Raw genomic sequence first — 25,855 nt, 5'->3', positions numbered from 1 at the left:
CTACTCCCCTACTCCCCTACTCCCCTCTAACCAATCTTGTTGGGGATCCTGGCCTCTATCCTGCTGAAGGCGAAGACCAGAATACCGGTGATCGTCATGTAGATCAGCGCCAGCAGCAGCAGGGGCTCATAGGTGAGGTAGGTGTCCTGCCGCACCTTGGACGAAACGGCGAAGATGTCGATGACACTGATCGTTGCCACCAGCGGCGTCGATTTCAACTGCAGCACGGTCTCGCCGGTCAGCGTCGGCAGCGCCCGGTAGATGGCCTGCGGCAGCCAGATCCGCCGGAATGCCTTCCAGCGGCTCATGCCGAAGGCACGCGCCGCCTCCAGTTGTCCCTTGGGCACACCGGCAAAGGCGCCACGCATCACCTCGCCCTCATAGCCGGCGAAAGACAGGGTCAACGCCAGCACGCCATAGGGCCAGGCTTGCCTGAGATATGGCCACATCCAGGATTCGCGGATCCACGGATATTGCGGGAACAGCGAACCCAGGCCGTAATAGAGCAGCCAGAGCTGGATCAGCAGCGGCGTGCCCCGGATCACCGTGCAGAACACCTTGGCAGGCGCGGCGAACCAGAATGAGCCGGCGGCTTGCGCCAGCCCGAGCGGCACGGCGAGCAGAAAGCCCAGCACGCAGGTGACGGCCAGGATCCACAGCGACCGCCAGATGCCGATCAAGCCCATTTCATAATATTGCGGCAGCCAGTCCCAGCGCATGAAAAAGGCAGCCGACAAAACAAGGCCCAGTGCGATCAGGATCAGCACGATGCGGTGCGGCTGCAGCCACAGCGATGTTCGCGCGACGACGTTGATGATGGCAGCCTCGTTGGCCATCAGCGCGCCTCCTTGAGCGAAGGCATGCCGCGCCGCGACCAGGTCTCGACCCGGCCGATGACGAGGTTGGAGAACAGCGACAAAAGCAGATAGAGCACGCCCGCCGCGAAAAAGAAGGTGAAATAGGCTTTGGTGACACCCGCCGCCTGCCGCGTCGCCAGCGCCAGTTCGTAGAAGCCGACGACCGCCAATAGCGCGGTATCCTTGGTGGCGATCAGCCAGAGATTGGCGAGGCCCGGTATGGCGAAGGGCAGCATTGACGGCAAGGTGATGCGCCGCAACAGCAGGCCCGGAGACATTCCATAGGCGCGGGCGGCCTCGATCTGGCCCTGCGGAATGGCCAGGATCGCGCCGCGTATCACCTCTGTCGAATAGGCGCCCTGGACGAAGCCGAGCACGGCGATGCCGGCGGCAAGGCCGCTCACATCGACGCGCTGATAGCCCATGGCCGTCAGCGCCTGATTGATCAGGTCGGTTCCGGCGTAATAGAGTAGCAGGATCAGCACCAGTTCGGGCACGGCGCGCACGATGGTGGTGTAGACCGCCAGGAGATCGCGCACCACCGGCCCGCCATAAAGCTTGCCGTAGGCGCCGCCGGTGCCGATCAGAAGGCCGAGGCACGTGGCGCCCAGCGCGATCTCGATCGAGTGCAGCAGCCCGACCAGAAGCGTCCCGCCCCAGCCTGGCGGGTAGGGCGAGAGAAGCTCGGTGATGCCGGCCGCGGAGGCCGAAAGAAGTGCGTCGATCAGCGTCGCCCCCGAAGTGCTGGCCAACCGCCGACGGCTGTGTCGGCGGCAAACATGCCTGGGAAAGATCGGGCAGGTGGGGCATGGCGCTGACGCCATGCCCCACGGCTCATGCGAGGGTCGTCAGTTCGACTGCGCGCCGCCGCCGCCGTAAATGTCGAAATCGAAGTATTTCTTCGAGATCTCGTCATATTTGCCGTTGGCGCGGATCGCCTTGATGCCGGCGTTGATCTTGCCCTTCAGTTCGGTGTCTTCCTTGCGCACGCCGGCGCCGACGCCCGGTCCGAGCACTTCGTCGTCCGGAGCGACCATCCCCTTCAAGTCGCAGCAGGCCTTGCCCTGGTCGGATTTCAGGAACTCGCCAAGCGCGATGGAATCGGCCTGAACCGCATCGAGGCGGCCGGCGGCAAGATCGTTGTTGGCTTCGTCCTGGGTCTGGTATTCCTTGATCTCGGAGGCTGTGCTGCCAAAATGTTTCTTGGCGTAGACAGCGTGCACCGTCGAAACCTGCACGCCGACGATCTTGCCCTTGAGGTCGTCCGGGGCGGAGCCGAATTTCTGGTCCTTGGGGCCGATGATCGCGGTCGGCGTGTTATAGTACTTGTCCGAGAAATCGATCGTCTTCGCGCGCTCGGCGGTGATCGACATCGAGGAGACGATGAGGTCGATCTTCTTGGTCGTCAGTGCCGGGATGATGCCGTCCCAGGCGACCGGGGTAATGACGCAATCGAGCTTCTCCTCGGCGCAGACGGCATCGATGAAGTCGATCTCCCAGCCAACCCACTTGCCCGAAGCATCGGGCGAGGTGAAGGGCGGATAAGGCTCGGCGGCGACGCCGATCTTGACCGGATCGGCCTTGGCCACGCCCATGGCTGCGACGCCGAGCAGCAGCGCTGCGGCGAATGTCTTCAGAACGGTCTTCATTTCATGACTCCCAGTTTGTTGTTGGTTCCCGGTTTTCTTCCGTCCCGGCCTGTCCTAGCCGATGTTGCGGATGAACTGCTTCAGCCTTTCGGATCTGGGCGCGCCGAAGATCTGCTCGGGCGGGCCTTCTTCCTCGACCAATCCATTGTAGAGATAGACGACATGCGTCGCGACCTCGCGGGCGAACTTCATCTCGTGGGTGACCAGCACCATGGTGCGGCCTTCGCGCGCCAGGTCGCCGATCACCTTCAGCACTTCACCGACCAGCTCGGGATCGAGTGCGGAGGTGGGCTCGTCGAACAGCATGACGCGCGGATTGATGGCCAGCGCACGGGCGATCGCCGCGCGCTGCTGCTGGCCCCCCGACAGATAGGCCGGATAGACGTCGCGCTTTTCGGCCAGACCGACACGGGCGAGCAGTTTCTCGGCCTCGCCGATCGCCACATCGCGCTTGACGCCGAGCACATGTACGGGAACCTCGATGACGTTTTCGATCAGCGTCATGTGGCTCCAAAGGTTGAAGTTCTGGAATACCATGCCGAGCTTGGAGCGGATGCGCTCGATCTGCTTGCGGTCGGCCGGAATGGTGTGGCCGTGGCTGTCGGCCTTGAGCTTGATCTCCTCGCCATTGACGCGAATGATGCCGCTGGTCGGGTTTTCCAGGCAGTTGATGCAGCGCAGCAGGGTGGATTTGCCGGAGCCCGAGCCGCCGATGATTGCGATGACCTCGCCGTCGCGCGCCGACAGCGAGACGCCCTTCAGCACATGCAGCTCACCGAACTTCTTGTGCAGGTTTTCGACGTGGATGGCTTCGGCGGCGCCGTCATGCGCCTTGCCGGATTGGACTGTGGCTTCCACCACGCTCACTGGGTGACCTCTATAGGGTCGGTGGCGGTTCGTCGAACGTCTATCCGGCTAATCAACATATACGCTGTACTGCCCCGCTCCAGACTTCAGCATGGACCCAACGGCGCGAGCCCGTCAATCCTGCTTATTACGGCACTTGCGAGCTTGTTGTGCAAGTGTATAAATAGCCTTCCATGAAATTTTCTCGATTTTTTTCAGCGAAAAAGGACTTCGATGAGCGCTTTCGGATCACAGTCCATGGCGGCGCCGCTGCGCCGCGTGCTGATGCGGTCGGCGGCCAACGCCATGCGCAATGCCGACAGGGCTGCTTGGCACTATGGCCCGGGTTTCAATCCGGCGAAAGCGGCATCGCAGCACGCGCTCCTTGCTGAACTGGTGGCGGCTTCCGGTGCCGAAATCGAATGGATCGAGGACACGGCGGATGGACTTTCGGATTCGGTGTTCACGCACGACCCGTCGCTGATGACCGATCGCGGCGCGCTGATCCTGTCCATGGGCAAGCCGTTGCGCGCCAGGGAGCCCTCGCTTCATGAGGAAACCTACCGAAGGCTGGGTATTCCAATCCTGGGCCGCGTCGAGGTTCCTGGCCAGGTCGAAGGCGGTGATTGTGTATGGCTCGATGCCCGCACGCTGGTGATCGGGCGCGGTGTCCGCTCCAACCAGGAAGGCATCCAGCAGGTTTCCAACCTGCTGACGCCGCTGGGCGTTTCCGTCTACGGCTTTGATCTGCCGCTGTGGCAAGGCGAAGAGGCGTGCCTGCATCTGATGTCGGTGATCAGCCCGCTGGCCGACGACCTCGCACTGGTCTATTCACCGCTTTTGCCGGCCCCGTTCTATCAGATGCTGAAGGCGCGTAACATCCGGCTGGTCGAAGGCGACGCCGAAGAGTTCGCGGCTTCCAACGGCCTTAGCCTGAACGTGCTGCCGACCAGCCCACACAAGGTCATTGCCGTTGCAGGCTTTCCAAAGACCAAAGCCGCGATGGAAGCCGCCGGCTGCACGGTCGAAATCTTCGAGGCGGATGCGCTCTGCATCGCCTGCGAGGGCGGGCCGACATGCCTGACGCGACCGATCCTGCGCCAATGAATATGCCATCCCGCCGCAGGTTCCGTCGCGAGGGCGAGGAGCGGCGGCGGCAGGATCTGATCGAGGCCACTCTGGACAGCGTGGCGGAACATGGCCTGCAGGGCGCCACCTTGCGCACCATCGCATTGCGTGCCGGCGTCACCGCTGGGCTGATCCGGCATTATTTTCCCGGCAAGGAAGAATTGCTGCAGGAAGCCTATGCAGCGCTGATGGGCCGCATGACCGAGCAGGCGAAAGCGGCTTTGGTCATGGAGAATGCCTCGCCTCGCCAGCGCCTTGCGGCTTTCGTCACCGCCAACCTCAATGCGCCGATCATCGATGCGCGGGTGTTTTCGCTCTGGGCAACCTTCATCGGCCGCGCCAGAGCGGATCCGACCTTGGCCCACGCCCACCGCGAAGGCTACCTTGGTTTTCGCAATGAGGTGGAGGCGGTTGTGGCTGAGGTGCTCGCCGCCGAACGGCGCAATCCGGACGCAAGCCAATTGCGCCACCATGCCATCGCGATTAATGCGATCATCGACGGACTCTGGATCGAAGGCTGCCTGGCCGGCGAGATGTTCTCGGCCGGCGAATTGGCGGCGATCGGCATCAAGACTGTCGAGGCCGAACTAGGCCTCGCGCCGGACGGGGAGGAAAACCAATGACGACACTCGGCGAAGCCCTCATTTCGCTGCTCGAAGCGCATGGCGTCGACACGGTGTTCGGGATTCCGGGCGTCCACACGGTCGAGCTCTACCGCGGGCTGGCGCGTTCGAATATCCGCCACGTCACGCCGCGTCACGAACAGGGCGCCGGCTTCATGGCCGATGGCTATGCGCGCGCCAGCGGCAGGCCGGGCGTCGCCTTTGTCATCACCGGACCGGGGCTCACCAACACCATCACCGCCATGGGGCAGGCACGCGCCGATTCGGTGCCGATGCTGGTCATATCAGGCGTCAACGCCACGCCGACGCTGGGCAAGGGGCTGGGCCATCTGCATGAATTGCCGGACCAGCGCGGCATGATGGAGAAGGTGGCGCTGTTTTCGCAGCGCGTTACCGAGGCCGGCGAATTGCCCGGTGCCCTGGCGCAGGCCTTTGCCCTGTTTTCATCGGCCCGGCCCGGCCCCGTGCATATCGAGATCCCGACCGACGTCATGGTCAAGTCGGCGGATGGCATCGCTGCCATGCTGAGCAATGTGACCCCACCCGCGCCGGAAGGTGCCGCAATTGCCAGCGCGGCCAAACTCATCGGTGCCGCGCGCCGCCCGCTGATCCTGGTCGGCGGCGGCGCCAAACGCGCCGAAGCGCCACTGCGGCGTCTGGCCGAGCGGCTGGGAGCGCCGGTCGTCCAGACCGCCAATGCGCGCGGCCTGCTGCATGGTCATCCGCTTTGCGTGCCGGCCAGTCCCAGCCTGAAGACAGTGCGGGCGCTGATGGCCGACGCCGACCTGGTCATTGCCGCCGGCACCGAATTCGGCCCGACTGACTATGACGGCTATAGCGATGGCGGCTTTGTCCTGCCCGCCAATCTGATCCGCATCGATATCGGCGCCGACCAGCTTGCCCGCCGCCCGGCGACGGTTTCGATCCAGGCCGATTGCGCCGAGGCACTCGAAGCGCTGCTTCTGGAAACGGGCCATGTCCGGGCAAGCGAGGGCGGTTCGTCGCGCGCCGCTGCTATACGAAAAACAGCCTTTGCCGAGCTCAATCCGACACTGCAGGCACAGGTGCGCGCCGTCGAGATGATCCGCGACACCTTGCCGGGCGCGCTCATCGTCGGCGATTCGACGCAGCCGATCTATGCCGCCAACCTCTATTACGACCACGACCGCCCAGGCGGCTGGTTCAATGCCGCCACCGGCTTCGGCGCGCTCGGCTATGGCCCGCCGGCGGCGATTGGCGCGGCCCTTGCGATACCCGATGCGCCGGTTGTCTGCCTGACCGGCGACGGCGGCTTCCAGTTCACGTTGCCGGAATTGGGCGCCGCACTCGACGCGCAGGCGCCGGTCATCTTCGTCGTCTGGAATAACAGAGGCTACCGCGAGATTGAAACCTCGATGCTCGATGTCGGTGTCGAGCCGGTCGGCGTGTCGCCGGCGCCGCCGGATTTCTGCAAGCTGGCCGAGGCCTATGGCATCGGCGCCGAACGGCTTGCCGACATCGACGCTCTCGCGGACGCGTTGAAGCGCGCCCGGGCCACCGGACTGCCGCGCGTCATCGAAATCACGGTTGACTGAAGGACGGTGCTACGTATTTCCCGTCTCGCCGGCCCTGAACCACGGCCGGCCGGTGGGCGGACGCATGCAAAGACGCGACAACTGCCATGTCGAGATGTCAATTGAGTGACGGGGCAAAAGGCGCGACGCTTCGCGTCGGCGGCACAGAAACGACCTAACGATAAAAAAATGACAGGAGCGTCCAAGATGACGGAAACACTTGAAGGCAAGCATATCGTCGTGACCGGTGGGACCGGTGCGCTCGGCGGTGCGGTTGTCGGCAAACTGCTGAGCGACGGCGCGATCTGCCATGTGCCCAATGCCCATGCCGCCGCACCAGCGCATTTCCCCTTCGCCGCGCATGACCGTGTCCAGTTGGTGCACAATGTCGATCTCTCGGATCCCGCCAAGGTCGAGGCCTTCTACAGCCAGGTTCCAGCCCTTTGGGGCTCGGTCCACCTGGCCGGAGGCTTTACCGCCGCACCGGTGGAAAAGATCGAGTCAGCATCTTTTGCCGAGATGATGGACACCAATGCGCGCACCGCCTTCCTGTGCTGCCGCGCCGCGATCCGCTCGATGCTGGCGTCGGACATCGCGGGCCGTATCGTCAACGTCACCGCGCGCGCTGGGCTCGATCCGCGGCGCGGCGCCGGCATGGTCGCTTACGCCGCCAGCAAAGCGGCGGTGGCAGCCATGACGGTGGCGATGGCGGAGGAGCTGAAGCACAGGGGCATCTTGGTCAATGCGGTGGCGCCGTCGACGCTCGATACGCCGGCAAACCGCGCCGACATGCCGGATGCCGATGTCACCAGATGGGTCAGCCTCGAAGCCGCCGCCGAAGCCATCGCCTACCTGGCATCGCCGGCCAATCAGGCGATGAGCGGCACGTTGGTGCCGCTTTACGGCAGGGCGTAACCTTCCAACCCTTCACGTCGGTCAAGTCAAAGAAAAACCCCGCCGGATCGCTCCGGCGGGGTTTTTGTTGAGGCCGCGCGCGAGGCGCGGCAGACAGCCGAAGCTTAGCTGCCCTGCTTCTTCAGCGCGGCACCCAGAATGTCGCCCAGCGAAGCGCCGGAGTCGGTCGAGCCGTACTGAGCGACCGCTTCCTTCTCTTCGGCGATTTCCAGCGCCTTGATCGAGACCTGCAGCTTGCGGGTCTTCTTGTCGAAGGCGATGACGCGGGCATCGACCTTCTGGCCGACGGTGAAGCGCTCGGGGCGCTGCTCGTCGCGGTCACGGCTCAGATCGGAGCGCTTGATGAAGGTCTCGATGCCGCTGTCGACCAGCCGCACTTCCAGACCGCCATCCTTGACGCCGATGACTTCGCAGGTGACGACCGCGTTCTTGCGCAGTTCGCCTGAAGTCGCCGCTTCGCCGACCGTATCCTTGGCCAGCTGCTTGATGCCGAGCGAGATACGCTCCTTGTCGATGTCGACGTCGAGCACCTGCGCCTTGACCATGTCGCCGCGATTGTACTCTTCGATGACCTGCTCGCCCGGACGGGTCCAGTCGAGGTCGGAAAGGTGCACCATGCCGTCCACGTCGCCTTCGAGGCCGATGAACAGGCCGAACTCGGTCTTGTTCTTGACCTCGCCCTCGACCTGGCTGCCGACCGGATGGCTCGAGGCGAAAGCCTGCCACGGATTCTCGAGCGTCTGCTTGAGGCCGAGCGAGATGCGGCGCTTGGCCGGATCGACCTCGAGCACCACCACGTCGACTTCCTGGGTCGTCGACAGGATCTTGCCGGGATGCACGTTCTTCTTCGTCCACGACATTTCCGAAACGTGGATGAGACCCTCGATGCCCGGCTCCAGCTCGACGAATGCGCCGTAGTCGGTGATGTTGGTGACGGTACCCTTGATCTTCTTGCCGATCGGGAACTTGGTGCCGATCTCGGACCACGGATCACTCTCGAGCTGCTTCATGCCGAGCGAGATGCGGTGGGTTTCCTGGTTGATGCGGATGATCTGCACCTTGACGGTCTGACCGATGTTGAGGATTTCGGTCGGATGGTTGACGCGGCGCCATGCCATGTCGGTGACATGCAGCAGGCCGTCGATGCCGCCGAGGTCGACGAACGCACCATAGTCGGTGATGTTCTTGACGACGCCTTCGACAACCTGGCCTTCTTCGAGGTTCTGCACGATTTCCGAACGCTGTTCGGCGCGGCTCTCTTCGAGCACGGTACGGCGCGACACCACGATGTTGCCGCGGCGGCGATCCATCTTGAGGATCTCGAAGGGCTGCGGGTTGTGCATCAGCGGGGAGACGTCGCGGATCGGGCGGATATCGACCTGGCTGCGCGGCAGGAAGGCCACGGCGCCGTCGAGATCGACAGTGAAGCCGCCCTTGACCTGGTTGAAGATGACGCCTTCGACGCGCTCACCCTTGGTGAACTTCTCTTCGAGACGAACCCAGCTCTCTTCGCGGCGGGCCTTCTCGCGGGAAAGCATCGCTTCGCCAAGCGCGTTTTCGATGCGCTCGACATAGACTTCGACGGTGTCACCGACCTTGAGGGTGGTGTCCTTGCCCTTGACGCCGAATTCCTTCAGCGGCACGCGGCCTTCGACCTTGAGGCCGACGTCGATGATGGCCATGTCCTTTTCGATCGCGGTGATCGTACCTTTGACGACCTGACCTTCGCCGGAATGGCCTGTGGTAAATGATTCTTCGAGCAGGCTCGCGAAATCATCGCGAGTGGGATTTGCAGCTGACATTGTTTCTCCTGGAGTGCCCCGCATCTAGAAGCGGGACGGGCGCCGTGGGTTAGCGTTGCGTTGGCCTGCCGGCGTTCCGGGCTACAAAAACCCTGGGCCGCTTTTTAAGCGGCAATTCCGGCGCATGAAGAATGCTGGCAGGCTGGTTCGTGCCCGATATGGGTATTTTCTTCGCCTCCGACAACGGAAATACGAGGGAAAACCCGGATCAGGCCTTGTCTCTCTTGGCCAGAACGTCGTCTATGATCGCCATGGCTGCAAGAAACGCGGCTTCTATAGCCATTTCGCTGGTATCAAGCAAGTGCGCGTCGGCCGCCGGCTTCAACGGTGAGTCCGCTCGACCCATGTCGCGCTCGTCGCGGCGCACGATATCGGCGAGGATCTCGGTGAAATCAGCGGTCCCGCCGATGCTCTCGATCTCGGCCAGCCGGCGCTGTGCCCGCACCTCGGCGCTGGCCGTCACATAGAGTTTGATGTCGGCGTCGGGGCAGACGACGGTGCCGATGTCGCGGCCGTCGAGCACGGCCCCGGGCGGCGTCTTGGCGAAGCCGCGCTGCTTTTCGACGAGGATGCGCCGCACCGTCGGATACACCGCGACCTTGGAGGCAGCCTCGCCGACGGCATGCGCCGACAAGACCGCCCGGTCGAGCTTTGCCAAGTCGACCTGGCGGGCCGCGGTTTCGGCGGCTGAGACATTGTCGAGCGGCAGCGCGTGCTGGATCAGCGCATAGGCGACGGCGCGATAGGTGAGACCGGTGTCGAGCAGGTTCAGCCGGTAATGGTCGGCCAACCGCCGGGCGAGGGTGCCCTTGCCGGCGCCGGCGGGGCCGTCGATGGCGATGGTGAAGGTCGAGCTCATTTGGCTGGTCTGAAAAATCGAAATGCCAACACCGCCGCGGCAATCAGAACCGACAGCGGCAGCGCTATAAACGGTACGACGCCAATTGTTACAAAAGCCATTGCACCGAACCCTTTGATCAGCACCGCAAGGAAAACCCATTTGTTGTTTTCCAGGAGGGTGGCTGCGTAAACCGACAGATACATCATCAGAATTGAAGTAACAAAATCCAAAAAAGAAAGGCAAAAATGCCTACGCGGTTTTTGAAAACAAAACGCTCAATTAGATAAGGGACCAACGCCGCTCCTAGGCAAGCTCCTAGGATTGGCCAGTCGTGCAACATTTGCTATCCAATCTCCGCGCCCAGCGCCTTCATCAGCCCCATGAATTCCGGAAAACTCGTCGCGATCATCGCCTGATCGTCGATGGTCACCGGCTTTTCCGTCGCCAGCCCCATCACCAGAAAGCTCATGGCAATGCGGTGGTCGAGGTGAGTCTGCACGGTGGTGCCCTGGCCGTTGGGATGGCCGCCGAGGCCCTTGCCGCTCGGTTTGCCGCGCACGGCGAGCGAAGCCTCGCCCTCAGTGCAGTCGACGCCGTTGAGCTTCAGCCCGTTGGCGACGGCCGACAGCCGGTCGGACTCTTTCACCCGCAGCTCTTCCAGCCCTTGCATCAGCGTTTCCCCCTCGGCAAAGCTGGCAGCGACCGCGAGCACAGGGTACTCATCGATCATGGACGGCGCCCGCTCGGGCGGCACGATGACGCCTTTCAGTTCGGAGTAACGCACGCGCAGATCGGCGACGTCTTCGCCGCCGGCGTTGCGCGGGTTGAGGATGTCGATGTTGCCGCCCATCTCCTGCAGCGTCAAAAGCAGGCCGGTGCGGGTCGGGTTCATCAGCACGTTTTCTATTGTGATGTCCGAACCCGGCACAATCAGTGCCGCCACCAGCGGGAAGCCGGCCGAGGACGGGTCGCCCGGCACGGCGATCGTCTGGCCGGTCAGCCTGCCCTGGCCTTCGATGAAGATGTGGCGCACGCCGCGCTCGTCGGTTTCGACCGACAGGTTGGCGCCAAAACCCTTCAGCATCTTTTCGGTGTGGTCGCGCGTCATGACAGGCTCGATCACCGTGGTGATGCCCGGCGTGTTCAGCCCGGCCAGCAGCACCGCCGATTTCACCTGCGCCGAAGCCATCGGCACGCGGTAGGTGATCGGGGCGGCGTGCTTCGGTCCATGCAGCGTGATCGGCATGCGGTCGCCTGGCGTCGCCTTCAGCACCTGCACGCCCATCTGGCGCAAGGGTTCCAGCACGCGGCCCATCGGCCGGCCCGACAGCGAGGCGTCGCCGATGAAGGTCGTCTCCATGTCATAGGTGCCGACAAGGCCCATGGTCAGCCGCGAGCCGGTGCCGGCATTGCCGAAGTCGAGCGGGCCTTCCGGCTGCAACAGTGCGCCGTTGCCGGTGCCGCGGATCACCCACTCGTCGCCGTTCTTCTCGATATGTGCGCCCATTGCCTTCATGGCCGCACCCGTGCGCATCACGTCCTCGCCTTCGAGCAGGCCGGTGATGCGAGTCTCCCCGGAGGCGAGGCCGCCGAACATGAAGGAACGGTGCGAGATCGACTTGTCGCCCGGCACGCGCGCGATGCCGGAAAGGGCTGGGGATTGGCGGGCGGTGGCCGGCTTGGGGGCGGCGGCGTGAGACATGGAATTTCCCTGGACGGAATGCCGGCAGGCCGGCGCTTTTCATTTGTTGCGGCGGTCTCGTATCACGGCGGGCCGAAATGGTCATCCCCCATGGTCGTCACTGACGCGAGGCCTTTCAATGCATGGTTTTGTGACGCCGGCTTTTCGCTTTGACAGCGCTGCAAACTGTGGTTAAGGGGACCACTCTTTTATTGACGAGGCTTGCCGTGGCAAAAACCGAACTTGGCACAAAACGTATCGACCCGGAGACGGGCCGAAAATTCTACGACCTGAACAAGGACCCGATCGTCTCGCCATACACCGGCAAGACCTATCCGCGTTCCTATTTCGAGGAAGGCAAGATTGCCGCTCTCGAGGAGGAAGAGGAAGTGGCCGAGAAGGAAGTGGACGCCGAGGAAGAAGAAGGCGTTGAGGTCGTCTCGCTCGAAGAGGCTGATGAGGACGTCAAGGGCGACGACCTGCCGGATCTTGGCGACGACGAGGACGACGTCGATCTCGGCGACGACGAAGATGACACCTTCCTTGCCGACGAAGAGGAAGAAGACGACGATGTCGCCGACATGATCGGCGTCGGCGACGACGACGACGAGGTCTGATCGGCCTTGAAAGCGGGCGTTTGCGGGCTTTCGAGGCCTGTGAAGAAAAAGCGGCTCTCGAAGGCTTGATATCTGAGAAGGGCGGGGTTAGAAGCCGCCTGCACTAACGGCGTGGTCTCCAACCCGCGCCGGATCTCTTCGCCGGAAACGGCGCCGGTTGACTGCCGGAAGTGGGGCCATAGCTCAGTTGGGAGAGCGCTTGAATGGCATTCAAGAGGTCGTCGGTTCGATCCCGATTGGCTCCACCAAACAGTCCCTCTGCAATTCGCAGCCAATGAATGTGCCGCACTGCGGCCATTGCGCTTGATGGCCAGTTCAGGCAACGCCGCTGAAAGCACCTCCATCAACGGAACGAACGAGCCATTTATCGAGAGCAGCTGCTCGCCGGACAAAGTCTTCACTGTTCATGGAGCGCTTAGAGACTGAAAGCCAATCCGATCACCACTCGGCGAAGGAGCCGTCCTTATGGCGCCAGATCGGGTTGCGCCAGCGGTGGCCTTCCCTGGCGCGTTCCTTGACATAGTCCTCGTCGATCTCGACACCCAGGCCCGGGCCGTCGGGAATGGCGACATAGCCATCCTCGTAGCGGAAGACATCCTTGTTGGCGGCATAGTCGAGCAGGTCGTTGGCGGCATTGTAGTGGATGCCGAGGCTCTGCTCCTGGATGAAGCAGTTGTAGCTGACCGCGTCGAGCTGCAGGCATGCGGCAAGCGCGATCGGACCGAGTGGGCAGTGCGGCGCCACGGCCACATCATAGGCTTCCGCCATCGCCGCGATCTTGCGGCATTCGGTGATGCCGCCGGCATGCGACAGGTCTGGCTGGATGATATCGACGACACCTTCCTCGAACACCGACTTGAAGTCCCAGCGGCTGTAGAGCCGCTCGCCGAGCGCGATCGGCGTCGAGCCAAGCGCGGCGATCTCCTTCAGCGCCTCGCGGTTTTCGCTGAGCACCGGCTCCTCGATGAACATCAGCCTGTAAGGTTCCAACTCCTTAACCAGGGCGCGCGCCATCGGCCGGTGCACGCGGCCGTGAAAATCGACGGCGATGCCGATGTTGGGCCCGACGGCCTCGCGCACCATGGCGACGCGTTCGACAGCGGCGTCGATCTTGTCATGGCTGTCGACGATCTGCAGCTCCTCGGTGCCGTTCATCTTGAGCGCCAGGAAACCGCGCGCAACCATTTCCTGGGCACCGGCCGCGACCTCCGCAGGACGATCGCCGCCGATCCAGGAATAGACCTTGATCGTGTCGCGCAATTTGCCGCCGAGCAGTTCATGCACGGGCACGCCGAGCGCCTTGCCCTTGATGTCCCACAGCGCCTGGTCGATGCCGGCAATGGCGCTCATCAGGATCGGCCCGCCACGATAGAAGCCGCCGCGATGCATCACTGTCCAGTGGTCCTCGATCAGGCGCGGATCCTTGCCGATCAGATAGTCACCAAGCTCCTTGACCGCTGCCTCGACGGTCAGCGCCCTGCCTTCGACGACCGGCTCGCCCCAGCCGGTGACGCCGGCATCGGTTTCGATCTTCAGGAACAGCCAGCGCGGCGGAACGATGTAGGTGGTGAGCGAGATGATTTTCATGCGCAGTCTCAGTTGCTCTTGAGTTTCTTGGCGCTGACGAGGTCGCGCGCCGCAAGGTCGAGGATTTTGTTTGCGGCCCCACGCGCCGCCTCGGCGTCGCGCATGCGCAGCGCCTCGACCACCTCGCGGTGCGCCGCCACGGCCTCCATGCGCCGGTCGAGCGAAATCACCGCCGTCGCCTCGAGCGAGAATTTCAGCCCGGTGTCGATGAGATTACCGATCTGGCGAAAGATCGGGTTGTGGCTCGCGGCATAGACGATCTGGTGGAAAGCGATGTCGCTGCGCGAGAAGGCGGCGAGGTCCTCGCCAGCGCCGGCCATGCCTCGCCATGCCGCTTCGAGATCGGCTATTTCCTGCAGCGTCGCGCGGGTGGCAGCGAGTTCTGCGACCAGCGGTTCGATGGCGCGGCGCGTTTCGAGGATGGCGTCGAAGAGCTTGTCGTCCAGCGCGTGCGGCGCGTGCCAGGCGAGCACCTGCGGGTCGATGATGTTCCAGTCGTCCTCGTTGCAGACGATCGTGCCGATGCGTGGCCGCGACAGCACCAGCCCTTTGGCGGCCAGCACCTTCAGGGCTTCGCGGATCACGGTGCGGCTGACGCCATACTCGACGCCGAGCTCGTTTTCGGTCGGCAAGGAGGAGCCGGCCGGATAGCGCCCGGAGAAGATGTCAGAGGCTATCGCCTTGGTCACATCGGGCATCACGCGCGGGCGGCGAGTGGTCGTATCTCCCGGGGTTTTTTTCAGAATCTCGGTCACCTCAGCCCTCCTCCAAGGCGGCGAACCGCTGGTTTCGCACAATCGGTCCGCCCTTAACGGATGCGGATCGATTGCGCTAGCGATCGCTGGTCAGAGCATGTACATTAATTATCATACCAGATCAATTGACGAGTATGATAAAAGCAATTAGAGACTCCGGCATCCGGGCTGAGCGCCCGGTCTATCGCTGGGAGGTAATTATGCGACTTTTGAAGACCGCGCTCGTCGCGGGCGCGCTTGCCGTGCTGTCCGTCACGACCATCGCTGCATATGCTCAGGACACCAAAATCGGTTTCATCGTCAAACAGCCCGAGGAGCCGTGGTTCCAGGATGAATGGAAGTTCGCTGACCAGGCCGCCAAGGAGAAGGGCTTTACCCTGGTCAAGATCGGCGCCGAGGACGGTGAGAAGCTGATGTCGGCGATCGACAATCTCGGCGCCCAGGGCGCGCAGGGCTTCATCGTCTGCACGCCCGACGTGAAGCTCGGCCCCGGCATCGTCGCCAAGGCCGCCGCCAACAATCTCAAGCTGATGACTGTCGACGACCGTCTGGTCGGCGCCGACGGCAAGGCGCTGGAAGACGTGCCGCATATGGGCATTTCGGCCACCAAGATCGGCGAAGCCGTCGGCCAGGCGATCGTCGACGAGATGAAGGCGCGCGGCTGGAAGGCCGACGAGGTCGGCGCAATCCGCGTCTCGTATGACCAACTGCCGACCGCCGTTGACCGCGTCGAAGGCGCCATCTCGGTGCTGAAGGCAAACGGCTTCAAGGCCGAGAACATTTTTGACGCCCCGCAGGCCAAGACCGACACGGAAGCTGCCCTCAATGCGGCGACTGTCGTACTCAACGCGCATGCCGACATCAAGAAGTGGGTCTCCTTCGGTCTCAACGATGAGGCGGTGCTCGGCGCAGTGCGTGCTTCCGAAAGCGTCGGCATCCCCGCTGACAGCGTGATCGGCGTTGGCATTGGCGGCGCGGATTCCGCGATCAACGAGTTCAAGAAGCCGACCGCCACCGGCTTCGTGGGCACCGTGATCATCTCGCCGAAGCGTCATGGCTACGAGACGGCGCTCAACATGTATGACTGGGTTGCCAACAACAAGGAACCGGAGAAGCTGATCCTGACTTCGGGTGCACTCGCCAAGCGCGACGACTACCAGAAGGTCCGCCAGGGCCTCGGCATCGAATAATCCTCCCTGTACAAACAGGCGGCGGCTCATCCCGCCGCCTGTTTGTCATGGCTCAAAAGGATCGGCTCGTGTCCTTTCTCGACTTCTCGCACGTCACCAAGACCTATCCGGGCGTCAAGGCGCTGTCGGACGTCTCGTTCGGCGTCGACAAAGGCGCCGTGCATGGCCTGATGGGCGAGAACGGCGCCGGCAAATCCACCCTGATCAAGATCCTCTCCGGCGACCAGCATGCCGATCAGGGCGAGATCCGCATTGACGGCAGGGTTCAAGCCTATACCTCGACCCGGGATGCCTTCGACAATGGCGTCATTGTCATTCATCAGGAACTGCAACTCGTTCCTGAACTCACCGTTGCCGAAAACCTCAGCCTCGGTCGTTTCCCCGCCAACGCCGGCATCATCGCCGGTCGCCGGATGCTGGACGACGTCGGCGCCAAGCTGAAATCGGCCGGTATCGACATCGACATGCGCCGCAAGGTCAAGACGCTGTCGATCGGCGAACGCCAGATGGTCGAGATCGCCAAGGCGGTCATGCTCGACGCACGCGTTATCGCGCTGGACGAACCGACCTCGTCGCTGTCCTCGCGCGAAAGCGAAATCCTGTTTGCCCTGATCAATCGCCTGCGCAGCGACGGCAAGGTCATCATCTACGTCTCGCACAGGCTCGACGAGGTGTTCCGGCTCTGCGACAGCCTGACCGTGCTGCGCGACGGCAAGCTCGCGGCGCACCACGCGTCGCTGAAAGGCGTCACCCGCGATCAGGTCGTCGCCGAGATGGTCGGCCGCGAGATTTCGGATATCTGGGGTTTTCGCGCACGAAAAACAGGCGATGTCCGCCTGAAGGTCGACGCTCTCAGCGGCCCCAAACTGCAGACACCGGCCAGTTTCGAGGCAAGGGCAGGCGAGATCGTCGGCTTCTTCGGCCTGATCGGCGCCGGGCGCTCGGAGCTGATGCGGTTGGTCTATGGCGCCGATCCGCGCTCGGGCGGCACCATCACCGTCGACGGCAAGCTGGTTCGCGCCACCGATCCGCGTGGCACGATCCGGGCCGGCATCGTGCTGTGCTCGGAGGATCGCAAGCATGACGGCATCATCCAGGGGCGCTCGGTCGAGGAGAACATCAACATCTCGTCGCGGCGCCATCACACGCGCTTCGGCGTGCTCAACCGCGCCAGCGAGATCGCCACGGCCGAGACCTTTATCAAGAAGCTGAAGGTGCGCACGCCGTCGCGCAAGCAGGACATCATCAACCTCTCCGGCGGCAACCAGCAGAAGGTCATCCTCGGCCGCTGGCTGTCCGAACAGGGCGTGCGGGTGCTCATTGTCGACGAGCCGACGCGCGGCATCGATGTCGGTGCCAAATCGGAAATCTACGAACTGCTCTACCAGCTTGCGCAGGACGGCATGGCGATCGTCGTGGTCTCGTCCGAACTGCCGGAAGTGATGGGCATCTGCGACCGCATCCTGGTGATGTGCGGTGGCCGCGTCAGCGCCGAGCTCACCCGCGACCAGTTCGCCGAAAAGGCGATCCTGGCCGCCGCTCTCCCCGATCAGAAAACCCCCGACGCGATCGCATCCTGAGGACTTTGGCATGACCGACCAGTTGAAAAAAATCCTGCTCGGCGAACAGGGCCTCGTCGTCATCTTTGTCGTCGCCTTCGCGCTGGTGTCGGCTCTGGTGCCGAACTTCCTTACGGACCGCAACATGCTCGGCCTGCTGCAGTCGGTGGTCACCGTCGGTATCGTCGCCTGCACCATGATGTTCTGCCTCGCCGCGCGCGACTTCGACCTGTCGGTCGGTTCGATCGTCGCCTTTGCCGGCATGGTCGCTGTGATGGCCTCGAATTACACCGGCTCGATCCTGCTTGGCCTGCTGGCGGCAATCGCCTGCGGCGCTTTCGTCGGCTTCATCAACGGCGTTGTCATCGCCAAATTTCGCATCAACGCGCTGATCACGACGCTGGCCACCATGCAGATCGTGCGAGGCTTTGCGCTGATCGCGTCCGACGGCCGCGCCGTCGGCATCAACAGCCCGGATTTCTATCAGCTGGCGCTCTCGAAACTGCTCGGCATACCGACGCCGGTCTGGGTGCTTGCCATCCTGTTTTGCATCTTCGGCTTCGTCCTCAACCGGACCGTCTTCGGCAAGAACACGCTGGCCATCGGCGGCAATCCGGAGGCCTCGCGGCTTGCCGGCGTCAATGTCGACCGGACGCGCATCTGGATTTTTGCGCTGCAAGGCGTCGTCTGCGGTATCGCCGGCATCCTGCTGGCGTCGCGCATCACCTCGGGCCAGCCCAACGCGGCGGTGGGGCTGGAACTCTCGGTCATTTCGGCCTGCGTGCTCGGCGGCGTTTCGCTCGCCGGCGGCCGCGCCACCATGTCGGGCGTCATCGTCGGCGTGCTGATCATGGGCATCGCCGAGAACGCCATGAACCTGCTCAACATCCCGGCCTTCTACCAGTACATCGTGCGCGGCGTTATTTTGCTGCTGGCCGTGCTGCTCGACAATCTGCGCTCGTCGGCTTTGGGCCGGCGATAGGCTGGAGGGACAAAAATGGTTGAGCGCCTTTCCGGCAAACGCATTTTCCTGACGGGTGCAGCGCAAGGCATCGGGCTTGCCATCGCCGAAGCCTGTTTGGCCGAAGGCGCAAAACTGTTCCTGGTCGACCGCGACGGCGCGTTGCTGGACAAGGCAGTCGCCGGTCTCGCCGCACCGCAAGGCCATGTCGGACATGCGGCAGTCGACATAAGCGACAGCGCCGGGATTGCGGCTGCCGTCAGCCAAGCGGCTGCCGAGATCGGCCCGATCAACGCGCTGATCAACAATGCCGGGGTCAATGTGTTCTCGACGCCGCTCGAGGCGACCGAGGAAGAGTGGAACCGCAACTTCGACGTCAACGTCAAGGGAGCCTGGAACTGCAGCAAGGCGGTGCTGCCGGGCATGATCGCGAGCGGCGGCGGCGCCATCCTCAACATCGCCTCGACGCACAGCTTCACCATCATCCCGCATACCTTCCCCTATCCGGTCGCCAAGCACGCGCTGCTCGGCCTGACCAAATCGCTGGCACTCGAATATGCGGCGCAAGGCGTGCGCGTGAACGCGCTGGCGCCGGGCTATGTCGAGACGCAGAAGGCGATCGATTACTGGAACAGCTTTGCCGACCCGGCCACAGCACGCGCCAACACCATGGCACTGCACCCCGGCGGCCGCATCGCCACGGCGCACGAGATCGCGCTTGCCGCGGTGTTCATGATTTCCGACGAGTGCCCGTTCATGAACGCGGCCACGCTCGTCGTCGACGGTGGACTGAGCCAGCTCCAGCATCCCGCCTGAACGCCGGAAAGACCATGACTAAGAGACGATCGCAGCAGTGGTTCGGCGGGCTGGGCAAGGATGCCTTCATCCACCGCAGCTGGATGAAGAACAACGGCCTGCCCGATGATGCTTTCGACGGCCGCCCGGTGATCGGCATCTGTAACACATTCTCCGAATTCACGCCTTGCCACGTGCATTTCCGTGGCCTGATCGAGCATATCAAGGCGGGCGTGCTGGAAGCCGGCGGCCTGCCGCTCGAATTCCCGGTCTTCTCTTGCGGCGAGTCCAATCTGCGGCCGACGGCGATGCTGTTTCGCAACCTCGCCTCGATGGATGTCGAGGAGGCGATCCGCGGCAATCCGATGGAGGGCGTCGTGCTGATGGCCGGCTGCGACAAGACCACGCCGTCGCTGGTCATGGGCGCGGCCTCCTGCGACCTGCCGTCGATCGTCATCTCAGGCGGTCCGATGCTCAATGGCCGCTTCCAGGGCCGGGAGATCGGTTCCGGCACCGATGTGTGGAAGTTTTCGGAAGACGTTCGCGCTGGAGTGATGAGCGAGCAGGATTTCGCCGATGCCGAGAGCGCCATGTCGCGCTCGCCCGGCCACTGCATGACCATGGGCACGGCCTCGACCATGGCCTCGATGGTCGAAGCGCTCGGCCTGGCGCTGCCCGGGAACGCCGCCTATCCGGCTGTCGATGCGCGCCGCAGCCGCATCGCCCGCATGACGGGGCGGCGCATCGTCGAGATGGTCAATGAGGATCTGCGCCCGTCGGCCATCCTCAAGAAGGCGGCCTTCGCCAACGCCATCCGCGTCAATGGCGCCATCGGCGGCTCGACCAATGCGGTCGTGCATCTCCTGGCCCTCGCCGGCCGTGTCGGCACCGAGTTGACGCTGGACGATTGGGATCGATATGGCCGCGACGTGCCGACCATCCTCGACCTGATGCCATCCGGCCGCTTTCTGATGGAGGATTTCTGCTACGCCGGTGGCATTCCGGCCGTCATGAAGGAGATGGCCGATCTGCTCGATCTCGACGCGCTGACCGTCAGCGGCAAGACCGTGCGCGACAACATCAGTGATGCCCAAAACTACAATCCGGAGGTGATCCGCCCGCGCGACAAAGCGCTCACGCCGCATGGCGGCATTGCGGTGCTGCGCGGCAATCTGGCGCCCGACGGTGCGATCATCAAGCCGTCCGCCGCCTCGCCAGCGCTGATGAAGCATCGCGGCCGCGCCGTCGTCTTCGAGGACATCGACGACTACAAGGCGCGCGTCGACGATCCCTTGCTGGACATCGACGATGCGTCGATCATGGTGCTGAAGAATTGCGGGCCGAAAGGCTATCCTGGCATGGCCGAAGTCGGCAACATGGCGCTGCCTCGGAAGCTGCTGAAGCAAGGCGTGCGCGACATGATCCGCATCTCCGACGCCCGCATGTCCGGCACCGCCTTCGGCACTGTCGTTTTGCATGCCGCACCCGAAGCCGCTATCGGCGGCCCGCTGACGCTGGTCAGGAGCGGCGACTTCATCGAGCTCGACGTCGAAGCAAGGAAGCTGCATCTCGACGTGTCGGAACAGGAATTAACGCGGCGTCGTGAAACCTGGCTACCGCCCGTCCCGGCGATGCGCGGCGGCTATCAGGGGCTTTACGTCGACCATGTCCTGCAGGCGGATCGCGGCGCCGACCTCGATTTTCTCGTCGGATGCCGTGGCCACGCCATCCCGCGCGAAAGCCATTGAGGTACGCGTGACAAAATTCAAACCAGATGATTTCCACGGTATTCACGCCATTCTCTACGCGCTGTTCGACGAGAATGAACAGCTGGACCGCGCGGCGATGCGTCGGCAGGTCGAGATCTGCCTCGCGACCGGCGTGCACGGCATGGCGGCGCTCGGCCTGGCAACGGAAGTCGCCAAGCTGACCGAGGCCGAGCGTCGGACGATCATGGACTGGACGGCGGAAGACACCGCAGGAAAAGTGCCGCTCGCCTTCACCATCTTCGGTTCTTCTGTGGCTGAGCAGGTGGCGCAGGTTCGCCATGCCGAAAGCGTCGGAGCGGATTGGGTGATCCTGCAGCCGCCGCCAGCCGGATCCTATGGTGCGCCGGAATACATCAAGTTCTTCGGCCGCGTCGCCGAGGCGACCGACCTGCCGGTGGCGATCCAGAACGCGCCGGCCTTTTTCGGGCGCGGCCTGTCATCGGACGAAATCCGCGAACTCGTCACGCTTCATCCCAACATAAGGCTGATCAAGGGCGAAGGTCCGGTCACCGACATCGCCGGGCTGATCGAGCGCGCCGAAGGCCGGATACCGGTTTTCAACGGACGCGGCGGCCTGGAACTGGTCGACAATTTCCGCATCGGTTGCCGCGGCATGATCCTGGCGCCGGATTGCGCCGACTATGCCGTGCGCGCCTATCATGCGTTCCGCGCCGGAGACGAAGTCACGGCCGAGGCTGAATATGCAAGAATATTGCCAGCTGCCGTCTTCGTCATGCAAGGCATCGAGAGCCTGGTCTGTTACGGCAAGCGGCTGTTCGGCGCCCGCGCCGGCATCCCGGTACATGACCGGGCTCCGGCGATGCGGCCAGGCGAGCCTGGCCTCGCAATGGTGGAGCGCTTTGCGATTGGTCTGGGTCGGTTGCCTGGCTGAACGGCAACTGCCTTTCAGTAGGTCGTCCGTCCACCCGACAGGTCGAACGTGGAGGCGGTTGTAAAGCTGTTCTCCTTGGAGACGAGCCAGGCGACCATCGCCGCGGCTTCGTCGACCTCCAGCAGGCGGCCGCGCGGAATGCGCGAGCGCATATATTCGATGTGCTCCGGCGTCAGCTGTTCGAGGATGCGCGTCTGCGCCGTGGCCGGCGAGATGCAGTTCACCGCGATGTCGTACTGCGCCAGCTCCTTGCCGAGCGACTTGGTCAGGCCGATGACCGCCGCCTTCGAGGCCGAATAGGCTGATGCGTTCGGGTTGCCCTCCTTTCCGGCCACCGAGGCTATGTTGACGATGCGCCCGTAATTGCGCTCCTTCATTCCCGGAACCACGGCGCGGTTGACGTAGAACGTGCCGTTCACATTGACATCGATGACCTTCTTCCACGTCTCGATGTCGTAGACGTCGAGCGGGGCGGCCGGGCCGGCAATTCCGGCGGAATTGACCAGAATGGAAATCTTGCCGGCCAACTCTTCGGTCCTGGCGCGCGCCGCGTCCACCGACACCCAATCGGCGACGTCCACGATCTCCGTCGTGGCGGCGTTGCCGAGTTCCTTCTTGGCGGTTTCGAGGCGGGCCTCATCGAGATCCCACAAGGTTACCGTCGCGCCGGAGGCGACGAAACGTCTGGCCATCGCAAAGCCGAGGCCCTGGGCGCCGCCGGTGACGACAGCGTGCTGGCCGTCAAGATCGATGCTGTTCATGTCGAGCGGTTCTTTCCGTTTGAGCAACTTCCGGGATAAAGGCCGGCCTGCGCAGGCGGGCGATATCGCTACATGGTTGCGCCAAGGCTCCATGGCACGAACTCGTTGTCGCCATAGCCGAGCGCTTCCGACCTGGTGCGCCCGCCGGATGCGACGCGCAGGATCTCGGCGAAGATTTCCTCGCCCTTCTCGGCCAGCGAGACGCCGTCCAGTATGTCTCCGCAATTGATGTCCATGTCCTCGCGCATCTGCTCGAAGATAAAGGTGTTGGAGGCAAGCTTGATCGAGGGCGTCGGCTTGCAGCCGAAGGCCGAACCGCGGCCGGTGGTGAAGCACAATATGTTGGCGCCGCCGGCGACCTGCCCGGTGGCCGAGACCGGATCGTAGCCAGGCGTATCCATGAAGACGAGGCCGCGCTCGTTGATCGGCTCGGCATATTCCAGCACTGCGCGCAGATTGGTGGTGCCGCCCTTGGCGGAGGCGCCGAGCGATTTCTCCAGGATGGTCGTCAGCCCACCCAGCTTGTTGCCGGGCGAAGGGTTGTTGTTCATCTCCATGTCGTGCCTGGCGGTATAATCCTCCCACCAGCGGATGCGCTCGATCAGCTTTTCACCCACCGCGCGGCTCTCGGCGCGCAAGGCGAGAAGATGTTCGGCGCCATAGATTTCGGGCGTCTCCGAGAGCACGGCCGTGCCGCCTTGCCCGACAAGCAGGTCCACCGCAGCACCCAGTGCCGGATTGGCGCTGATGCCGGAGTAACCGTCCGATCCGCCGCATTGCAGTGCTAGCACCAGTTCGGAGGCTGGTTGCGGCGTCCTTTCGGCGGCGTTCACCGTAGGCAGCATGTCGACGATCGCCTTGACGCCGGCCTCGACTGTCTTTCGCGTGCCGCCGGTTTCCTGGATCGTCATCGTGCGGAAAATCGTGCTCTCCTCGATGTTGTACGACTGCATCCAGCGCGGAATCTGGAACGCTTCGCAGCCGAGCCCGACCATCAGCACGCCGCCGACATTGGGGTTCGTGGCAAAGCCCCATTGCGTGCGCTTCAGCAGGTCGTAAGCGGGACCCTTGGCGTCGATGCCGCAGCCAGTGCCGTGGACGAGTGCGATGATGCCGTCGATATTGGGATAGTCGCGCAGGATGCCAGACCGGTTGACCTCGTCGGTGATGAACCGGGCGACGCTGGCAGAGCAATTCACCGACGTCAGGACGGCGATGAAGTTGCGCGTGCCGACCTTGCCGCTCGGCCGGCGGTAACCCATGAAGGTGGCCCGCTCGGCCTCGGCAACGATCTCGGTTTGCCTGGTATTGGTGCCGAAGACGTAGTCGCGTTCGAAATTGCGCAGATACACATTGTGCTCGTGAACCCAGTCGCCGGCGACGATGGGTTCCCGCGCAAAGCCAATGGTCTGGCCGTATTTCACGATCGGGTCGTCCGAGCCGATGTCGCGCAGGGCCATCTTATGCCCGCGGGGTATGCGCGCCTTCGCTGCCACGTCCCCGGCTTTGTCGCCGATCTTCAACGGATCGACCGCCAGAAGAATGTTGTCGGTATCCGACAGCTTGATGAACCGTGCCATAACCCAAACTCTGAAAAAGCTCTCCCCGACAAGGAGCGTCGAGAGGCAAAAGTGATTTGGAATATTAATATAATAGAATGTCAGTGGTCAAGGTGCGGTTTCGAAAGGCCTGGACTGCAGGGCGTTGCGGCGGATCGGTTAGGTGAGTGGCGTGCGATGAGTGCGCCTTGCGGCGCAGTTTGAGGGCGGCAAACGGCTGGATGAAACAACGGATCGCCGCCCGGCCGGGACACGGTCAGTCGAGATGGAAGACCTCTTCCATCGCCGCCCACCATTCGCCGTCGGCGCGCGTCGGCAGTGGCGTCTGCATGGGGTCGCACAGCTCCCACCATTTGCGCATCGCCGGCGACTCGCCCATTCGCGCCGCATCCTTGGCGAAGTCGCTGCCGTGATACTCCCAGCAGGCGAACAGAAGGTTCTCCGGTTCGCGCAGGAAGATCGAATAGTTGCGGATGTTGGCGCGGCTGATGACGTCGAGCACTTCGGGCCAGGCGGCGGCGTGGACGCGCTTGTAGTCCGCGATCGCCTCGGCTTTCACGCCGATACAAAGTCCCATTCTTTGCATGCCGGTGGCTCGCGAGGCTTCAGCCGAGAAGGTCGGCGGCGACTTCGAGCGTGTTGCGGAACGACGTCTCGAGATGGTGTTCCATCGCTTGCGCCGCACCCTCGGCGTCGTGGCGCTTGAGCGCGTCGAAAATGGCCTCATGCTGCTCGATCGTCTGTTCTCCATAGCCCGGTCTGGGGATGGCGAGATAGCGTCCGCGATCCATCTGTGCCTTCGAGATGTCGACGGATCTCCAGATCATCGGCAGGCCGCAGATCTCGGCTATGGTGCGGTGGAAGACATCGTCGAGCTGTATCGCGGTGGCATATCTGCCGCGGGATATGGCAAGCCGGTGCGCCGCCATGTTGTCTTCCAGCAATTCGCTGGCCGCCGCTGTGAACTTGGCGGCCGCGCGTCGGGCGCTCTCCATCTCCAGTGCCCGCCGAATGACATAGGCTTCTTCCAGGTCGGCCCGGCTGATCGGAGCGACATAGGTGCCGGTCTGTGCCAAGATCTTGACCAGGCCCTCGTCGCTGATGCGCTTGACCGCTTCGCGCACCGGGGTGCGCGACACCCCCAGGGCCTCCGCGATGGCGACTTCGTTGATGACCTCTCCCGGCTTCAGCTGCCCGACGACGATCAGATTGCGGATCTTGTGGTAGATCTGATCGCGGAGCGGAAGAGCCCGATTGAGCGTCGAAGGATCCAGGTCCATTGCAAATCCGTGTCTTCGTTCACCAGAAATGGCCAGATAATACTAGAATGTCAATCGGAGCGCATCCAATGGAAGCGGTCGGGTGTCGGTGGACACGATGTCCATAACGACCGCCGGAATCCAGCTTGCCAGAACTGTTATATTAGTGCAATAGTCATCATCCGCGGTGAGAAATTCAATCCGTCGAGCTGCGTTGAAGCGACTATTATACTAACATATCGATGGCCGATACCGA

General features: G+C 63.2%; 25 protein-coding genes and 1 tRNA gene. 12 read left to right on the top strand and 14 right to left on the bottom strand.

Going from position 1 to position 25,855, the window contains the following annotated elements; all coding sequences use genetic code 11:
* Positions 1–26 precede the first annotated feature (26 nt).
* From EOB80_RS18180 to EOB80_RS18165, 4 genes are all read right to left on the bottom strand, one after another.
* Positions 27–836, bottom strand: coding sequence for an ABC transporter permease (locus EOB80_RS18180; RefSeq protein ID WP_027039831.1), 810 nt, complete (start codon positions 834–836; stop codon positions 27–29).
* A complete protein-coding gene (locus EOB80_RS18175; protein ID WP_206516821.1) occupies positions 836–1,549 on the bottom strand; it encodes an ABC transporter permease in 714 nt (237 codons plus the stop codon). The genes EOB80_RS18180 and EOB80_RS18175 overlap by 1 nt, the downstream gene beginning before the upstream one ends.
* Before the next feature lie 156 nt (positions 1,550–1,705).
* Positions 1,706–2,506: a transporter substrate-binding domain-containing protein gene (locus EOB80_RS18170; protein WP_023811511.1), complete on the bottom strand. Its 801-nt coding sequence runs from the start codon at positions 2,504–2,506 to the stop codon at positions 1,706–1,708.
* Positions 2,507–2,560: 54 nt separating this feature from the next.
* Positions 2,561–3,373: an ABC transporter ATP-binding protein gene (locus tag EOB80_RS18165; protein WP_127328870.1), complete on the bottom strand. Its 813-nt coding sequence runs from the start codon at positions 3,371–3,373 to the stop codon at positions 2,561–2,563.
* A 213-nt stretch (positions 3,374–3,586) separates the two neighbouring features.
* On the opposite strand from EOB80_RS18165, the gene EOB80_RS18160 reads away from it, so the two are divergent.
* The 4 genes from EOB80_RS18160 (at position 3,587) to EOB80_RS18145 (ending at position 7,571) form a co-directional block, all read left to right on the top strand.
* Entirely contained in the window at positions 3,587–4,459 is an 873-nt protein-coding gene (locus EOB80_RS18160; RefSeq protein WP_127328869.1) for a dimethylarginine dimethylaminohydrolase family protein, read from the top strand.
* The gene (locus EOB80_RS18155; RefSeq protein WP_236383290.1) at positions 4,456–5,103 is read left to right on the top strand and encodes a TetR family transcriptional regulator C-terminal domain-containing protein; all 648 of its coding nucleotides are present in this window, start codon (positions 4,456–4,458) and stop codon (positions 5,101–5,103) included. The genes EOB80_RS18160 and EOB80_RS18155 overlap by 4 nt, the downstream gene beginning before the upstream one ends.
* Complete coding sequence (locus tag EOB80_RS18150) at positions 5,100–6,677, top strand: 5-guanidino-2-oxopentanoate decarboxylase (protein WP_127328868.1); 1,578 nt, start codon at positions 5,100–5,102, stop codon at positions 6,675–6,677. Before EOB80_RS18155 ends, EOB80_RS18150 begins: the two co-directional genes overlap by 4 nt.
* A gap of 186 nt (positions 6,678–6,863) precedes the next feature.
* The gene (locus tag EOB80_RS18145) at positions 6,864–7,571 is read left to right on the top strand and encodes an SDR family NAD(P)-dependent oxidoreductase (RefSeq protein WP_127328867.1); all 708 of its coding nucleotides are present in this window, start codon (positions 6,864–6,866) and stop codon (positions 7,569–7,571) included.
* 104 nt (positions 7,572–7,675) lie between these two features.
* Here EOB80_RS18145 and rpsA read toward each other — a convergent pair whose 3' ends face one another.
* The 4 genes from rpsA to aroA form a co-directional block, all read right to left on the bottom strand.
* On the bottom strand, positions 7,676–9,373 hold the full coding sequence (gene rpsA / locus EOB80_RS18140) for a 30S ribosomal protein S1 (protein ID WP_013528183.1): 1,698 nt from the start codon (positions 9,371–9,373) through the stop codon (positions 7,676–7,678).
* Positions 9,374–9,581: 208 nt separating this feature from the next.
* Positions 9,582–10,232, bottom strand: coding sequence for a (d)CMP kinase (gene cmk / locus EOB80_RS18135; protein ID WP_127328866.1), 651 nt, complete (start codon positions 10,230–10,232; stop codon positions 9,582–9,584).
* Complete coding sequence (locus EOB80_RS18130; RefSeq protein ID WP_127328865.1) at positions 10,229–10,420, bottom strand: hypothetical protein; 192 nt, start codon at positions 10,418–10,420, stop codon at positions 10,229–10,231. Before EOB80_RS18130 ends, cmk begins: the two co-directional genes overlap by 4 nt.
* Positions 10,421–10,557: 137 nt before the next feature.
* Complete coding sequence (gene aroA / locus EOB80_RS18125; RefSeq protein ID WP_127328864.1) at positions 10,558–11,916, bottom strand: 3-phosphoshikimate 1-carboxyvinyltransferase; 1,359 nt, start codon at positions 11,914–11,916, stop codon at positions 10,558–10,560.
* 206 nt (positions 11,917–12,122) lie between these two features.
* Here aroA and EOB80_RS18120 point away from each other — a divergent pair, with 206 nt between their 5' ends.
* A complete protein-coding gene (locus EOB80_RS18120) occupies positions 12,123–12,512 on the top strand; it encodes a TIGR02300 family protein (protein WP_013528180.1) in 390 nt (129 codons plus the stop codon).
* 172 nt (positions 12,513–12,684) lie between these two features.
* Positions 12,685–12,760: transfer RNA gene (locus tag EOB80_RS18115), tRNA-Ala, on the top strand.
* A 190-nt stretch (positions 12,761–12,950) separates the two neighbouring features.
* On the opposite strand, the gene dgoD is transcribed toward EOB80_RS18115, so the two are convergent.
* Complete coding sequence (gene dgoD, locus EOB80_RS18110) at positions 12,951–14,099, bottom strand: galactonate dehydratase (RefSeq protein WP_127328863.1); 1,149 nt, start codon at positions 14,097–14,099, stop codon at positions 12,951–12,953.
* A gap of 8 nt (positions 14,100–14,107) precedes the next feature.
* Positions 14,108–14,854, bottom strand: a complete 747-nt coding sequence (locus EOB80_RS18105; protein ID WP_127328862.1) for a FadR/GntR family transcriptional regulator — start codon at positions 14,852–14,854, stop codon at positions 14,108–14,110.
* A gap of 200 nt (positions 14,855–15,054) precedes the next feature.
* Here EOB80_RS18105 and EOB80_RS18100 point away from each other — a divergent pair, with 200 nt between their 5' ends.
* The 6 genes from EOB80_RS18100 (at position 15,055) to EOB80_RS18075 (ending at position 22,020) form a co-directional block, all read left to right on the top strand.
* Positions 15,055–16,044 carry an arabinose ABC transporter substrate-binding protein gene (locus tag EOB80_RS18100; protein ID WP_027039820.1) on the top strand — a complete coding sequence of 330 codons (990 nt, stop codon included), beginning with the start codon at positions 15,055–15,057 and terminating at the stop codon, positions 16,042–16,044.
* A 68-nt stretch (positions 16,045–16,112) separates the two neighbouring features.
* Positions 16,113–17,624 carry an L-arabinose ABC transporter ATP-binding protein AraG gene (araG, locus tag EOB80_RS18095; protein ID WP_127328861.1) on the top strand — a complete coding sequence of 504 codons (1,512 nt, stop codon included), beginning with the start codon at positions 16,113–16,115 and terminating at the stop codon, positions 17,622–17,624.
* A 10-nt stretch (positions 17,625–17,634) separates the two neighbouring features.
* Complete coding sequence (gene araH, locus EOB80_RS18090; protein ID WP_027039818.1) at positions 17,635–18,585, top strand: L-arabinose ABC transporter permease AraH; 951 nt, start codon at positions 17,635–17,637, stop codon at positions 18,583–18,585.
* 15 nt (positions 18,586–18,600) lie between these two features.
* Complete coding sequence (locus EOB80_RS18085; RefSeq protein ID WP_127328860.1) at positions 18,601–19,380, top strand: SDR family oxidoreductase; 780 nt, start codon at positions 18,601–18,603, stop codon at positions 19,378–19,380.
* A 14-nt stretch (positions 19,381–19,394) separates the two neighbouring features.
* A complete protein-coding gene (locus tag EOB80_RS18080) occupies positions 19,395–21,107 on the top strand; it encodes an IlvD/Edd family dehydratase (protein ID WP_127328859.1) in 1,713 nt (570 codons plus the stop codon).
* Between the two features lie 7 nt (positions 21,108–21,114).
* Positions 21,115–22,020 carry a dihydrodipicolinate synthase family protein gene (locus EOB80_RS18075; RefSeq protein WP_127328858.1) on the top strand — a complete coding sequence of 302 codons (906 nt, stop codon included), beginning with the start codon at positions 21,115–21,117 and terminating at the stop codon, positions 22,018–22,020.
* Between the two features lie 14 nt (positions 22,021–22,034).
* Here the strand turns inward: EOB80_RS18075 and EOB80_RS18070 are convergent, their stop codons facing one another.
* From EOB80_RS18070 to EOB80_RS18055, 4 genes are all read right to left on the bottom strand, one after another.
* A complete protein-coding gene (locus EOB80_RS18070; protein WP_127328857.1) occupies positions 22,035–22,781 on the bottom strand; it encodes an SDR family NAD(P)-dependent oxidoreductase in 747 nt (248 codons plus the stop codon).
* Positions 22,782–22,849: 68 nt separating this feature from the next.
* Entirely contained in the window at positions 22,850–24,361 is a 1,512-nt protein-coding gene (locus EOB80_RS18065; RefSeq protein ID WP_127328856.1) for an altronate dehydratase family protein, read from the bottom strand.
* A gap of 235 nt (positions 24,362–24,596) precedes the next feature.
* Positions 24,597–24,926 (bottom strand): L-rhamnose mutarotase, encoded by a 330-nt coding sequence (locus tag EOB80_RS18060; RefSeq protein ID WP_127328855.1) that lies wholly within the window; start codon positions 24,924–24,926, stop codon positions 24,597–24,599.
* Positions 24,927–24,945: 19 nt separating this feature from the next.
* Entirely contained in the window at positions 24,946–25,620 is a 675-nt protein-coding gene (locus tag EOB80_RS18055) for a GntR family transcriptional regulator (protein ID WP_127328854.1), read from the bottom strand.
* Between the last annotated feature and the right edge of the window lie 235 nt (positions 25,621–25,855).

The organism is Mesorhizobium sp. M7A.F.Ca.MR.245.00.0.0 (genome assembly GCF_003997415.1).
In the GTDB taxonomy this organism is placed as follows: Bacteria; Pseudomonadota; Alphaproteobacteria; order Rhizobiales; family Rhizobiaceae; genus Mesorhizobium.
Note: the sequence above shows the minus strand (reverse complement) of the source record. Positions and strands in the feature narration are given on the sequence as shown.

What these genes read in the sequence shown, in the direction of transcription:
- EOB80_RS18180 (WP_027039831.1), bottom strand. Translation starts at nt 836, where the DNA reads ATGGCCAACGAGGCTGCCATCATCAACGTCGTCGCGCGAACATCGCTG.
- EOB80_RS18155 (WP_236383290.1), top strand. Translation starts at nt 4,456, where the DNA reads ATGAATATGCCATCCCGCCGCAGGTTCCGTCGCGAGGGCGAGGAGCGG.
- araH (WP_027039818.1), top strand. Translation starts at nt 17,635, where the DNA reads ATGACCGACCAGTTGAAAAAAATCCTGCTCGGCGAACAGGGCCTCGTC.
- dgoD (WP_127328863.1), bottom strand. Translation starts at nt 14,099, where the DNA reads ATGAAAATCATCTCGCTCACCACCTACATCGTTCCGCCGCGCTGGCTG.
- rpsA (WP_013528183.1), bottom strand. Translation starts at nt 9,373, where the DNA reads ATGTCAGCTGCAAATCCCACTCGCGATGATTTCGCGAGCCTGCTCGAA.
- EOB80_RS18100 (WP_027039820.1), top strand. Translation starts at nt 15,055, where the DNA reads ATGCGACTTTTGAAGACCGCGCTCGTCGCGGGCGCGCTTGCCGTGCTG.
- cmk (WP_127328866.1), bottom strand. Translation starts at nt 10,232, where the DNA reads ATGAGCTCGACCTTCACCATCGCCATCGACGGCCCCGCCGGCGCCGGC.
- EOB80_RS18130 (WP_127328865.1), bottom strand. Translation starts at nt 10,420, where the DNA reads ATGATGTATCTGTCGGTTTACGCAGCCACCCTCCTGGAAAACAACAAA.
- EOB80_RS18170 (WP_023811511.1), bottom strand. Translation starts at nt 2,506, where the DNA reads ATGAAGACCGTTCTGAAGACATTCGCCGCAGCGCTGCTGCTCGGCGTC.
- EOB80_RS18145 (WP_127328867.1), top strand. Translation starts at nt 6,864, where the DNA reads ATGACGGAAACACTTGAAGGCAAGCATATCGTCGTGACCGGTGGGACC.
- EOB80_RS18070 (WP_127328857.1), bottom strand. Translation starts at nt 22,781, where the DNA reads ATGAACAGCATCGATCTTGACGGCCAGCACGCTGTCGTCACCGGCGGC.
- EOB80_RS18060 (WP_127328855.1), bottom strand. Translation starts at nt 24,926, where the DNA reads ATGCAAAGAATGGGACTTTGTATCGGCGTGAAAGCCGAGGCGATCGCG.
- EOB80_RS18080 (WP_127328859.1), top strand. Translation starts at nt 19,395, where the DNA reads ATGACTAAGAGACGATCGCAGCAGTGGTTCGGCGGGCTGGGCAAGGAT.
- aroA (WP_127328864.1), bottom strand. Translation starts at nt 11,916, where the DNA reads ATGTCTCACGCCGCCGCCCCCAAGCCGGCCACCGCCCGCCAATCCCCA.
- EOB80_RS18055 (WP_127328854.1), bottom strand. Translation starts at nt 25,620, where the DNA reads ATGGACCTGGATCCTTCGACGCTCAATCGGGCTCTTCCGCTCCGCGAT.
- EOB80_RS18150 (WP_127328868.1), top strand. Translation starts at nt 5,100, where the DNA reads ATGACGACACTCGGCGAAGCCCTCATTTCGCTGCTCGAAGCGCATGGC.
- EOB80_RS18065 (WP_127328856.1), bottom strand. Translation starts at nt 24,361, where the DNA reads ATGGCACGGTTCATCAAGCTGTCGGATACCGACAACATTCTTCTGGCG.
- EOB80_RS18160 (WP_127328869.1), top strand. Translation starts at nt 3,587, where the DNA reads ATGAGCGCTTTCGGATCACAGTCCATGGCGGCGCCGCTGCGCCGCGTG.
- EOB80_RS18085 (WP_127328860.1), top strand. Translation starts at nt 18,601, where the DNA reads ATGGTTGAGCGCCTTTCCGGCAAACGCATTTTCCTGACGGGTGCAGCG.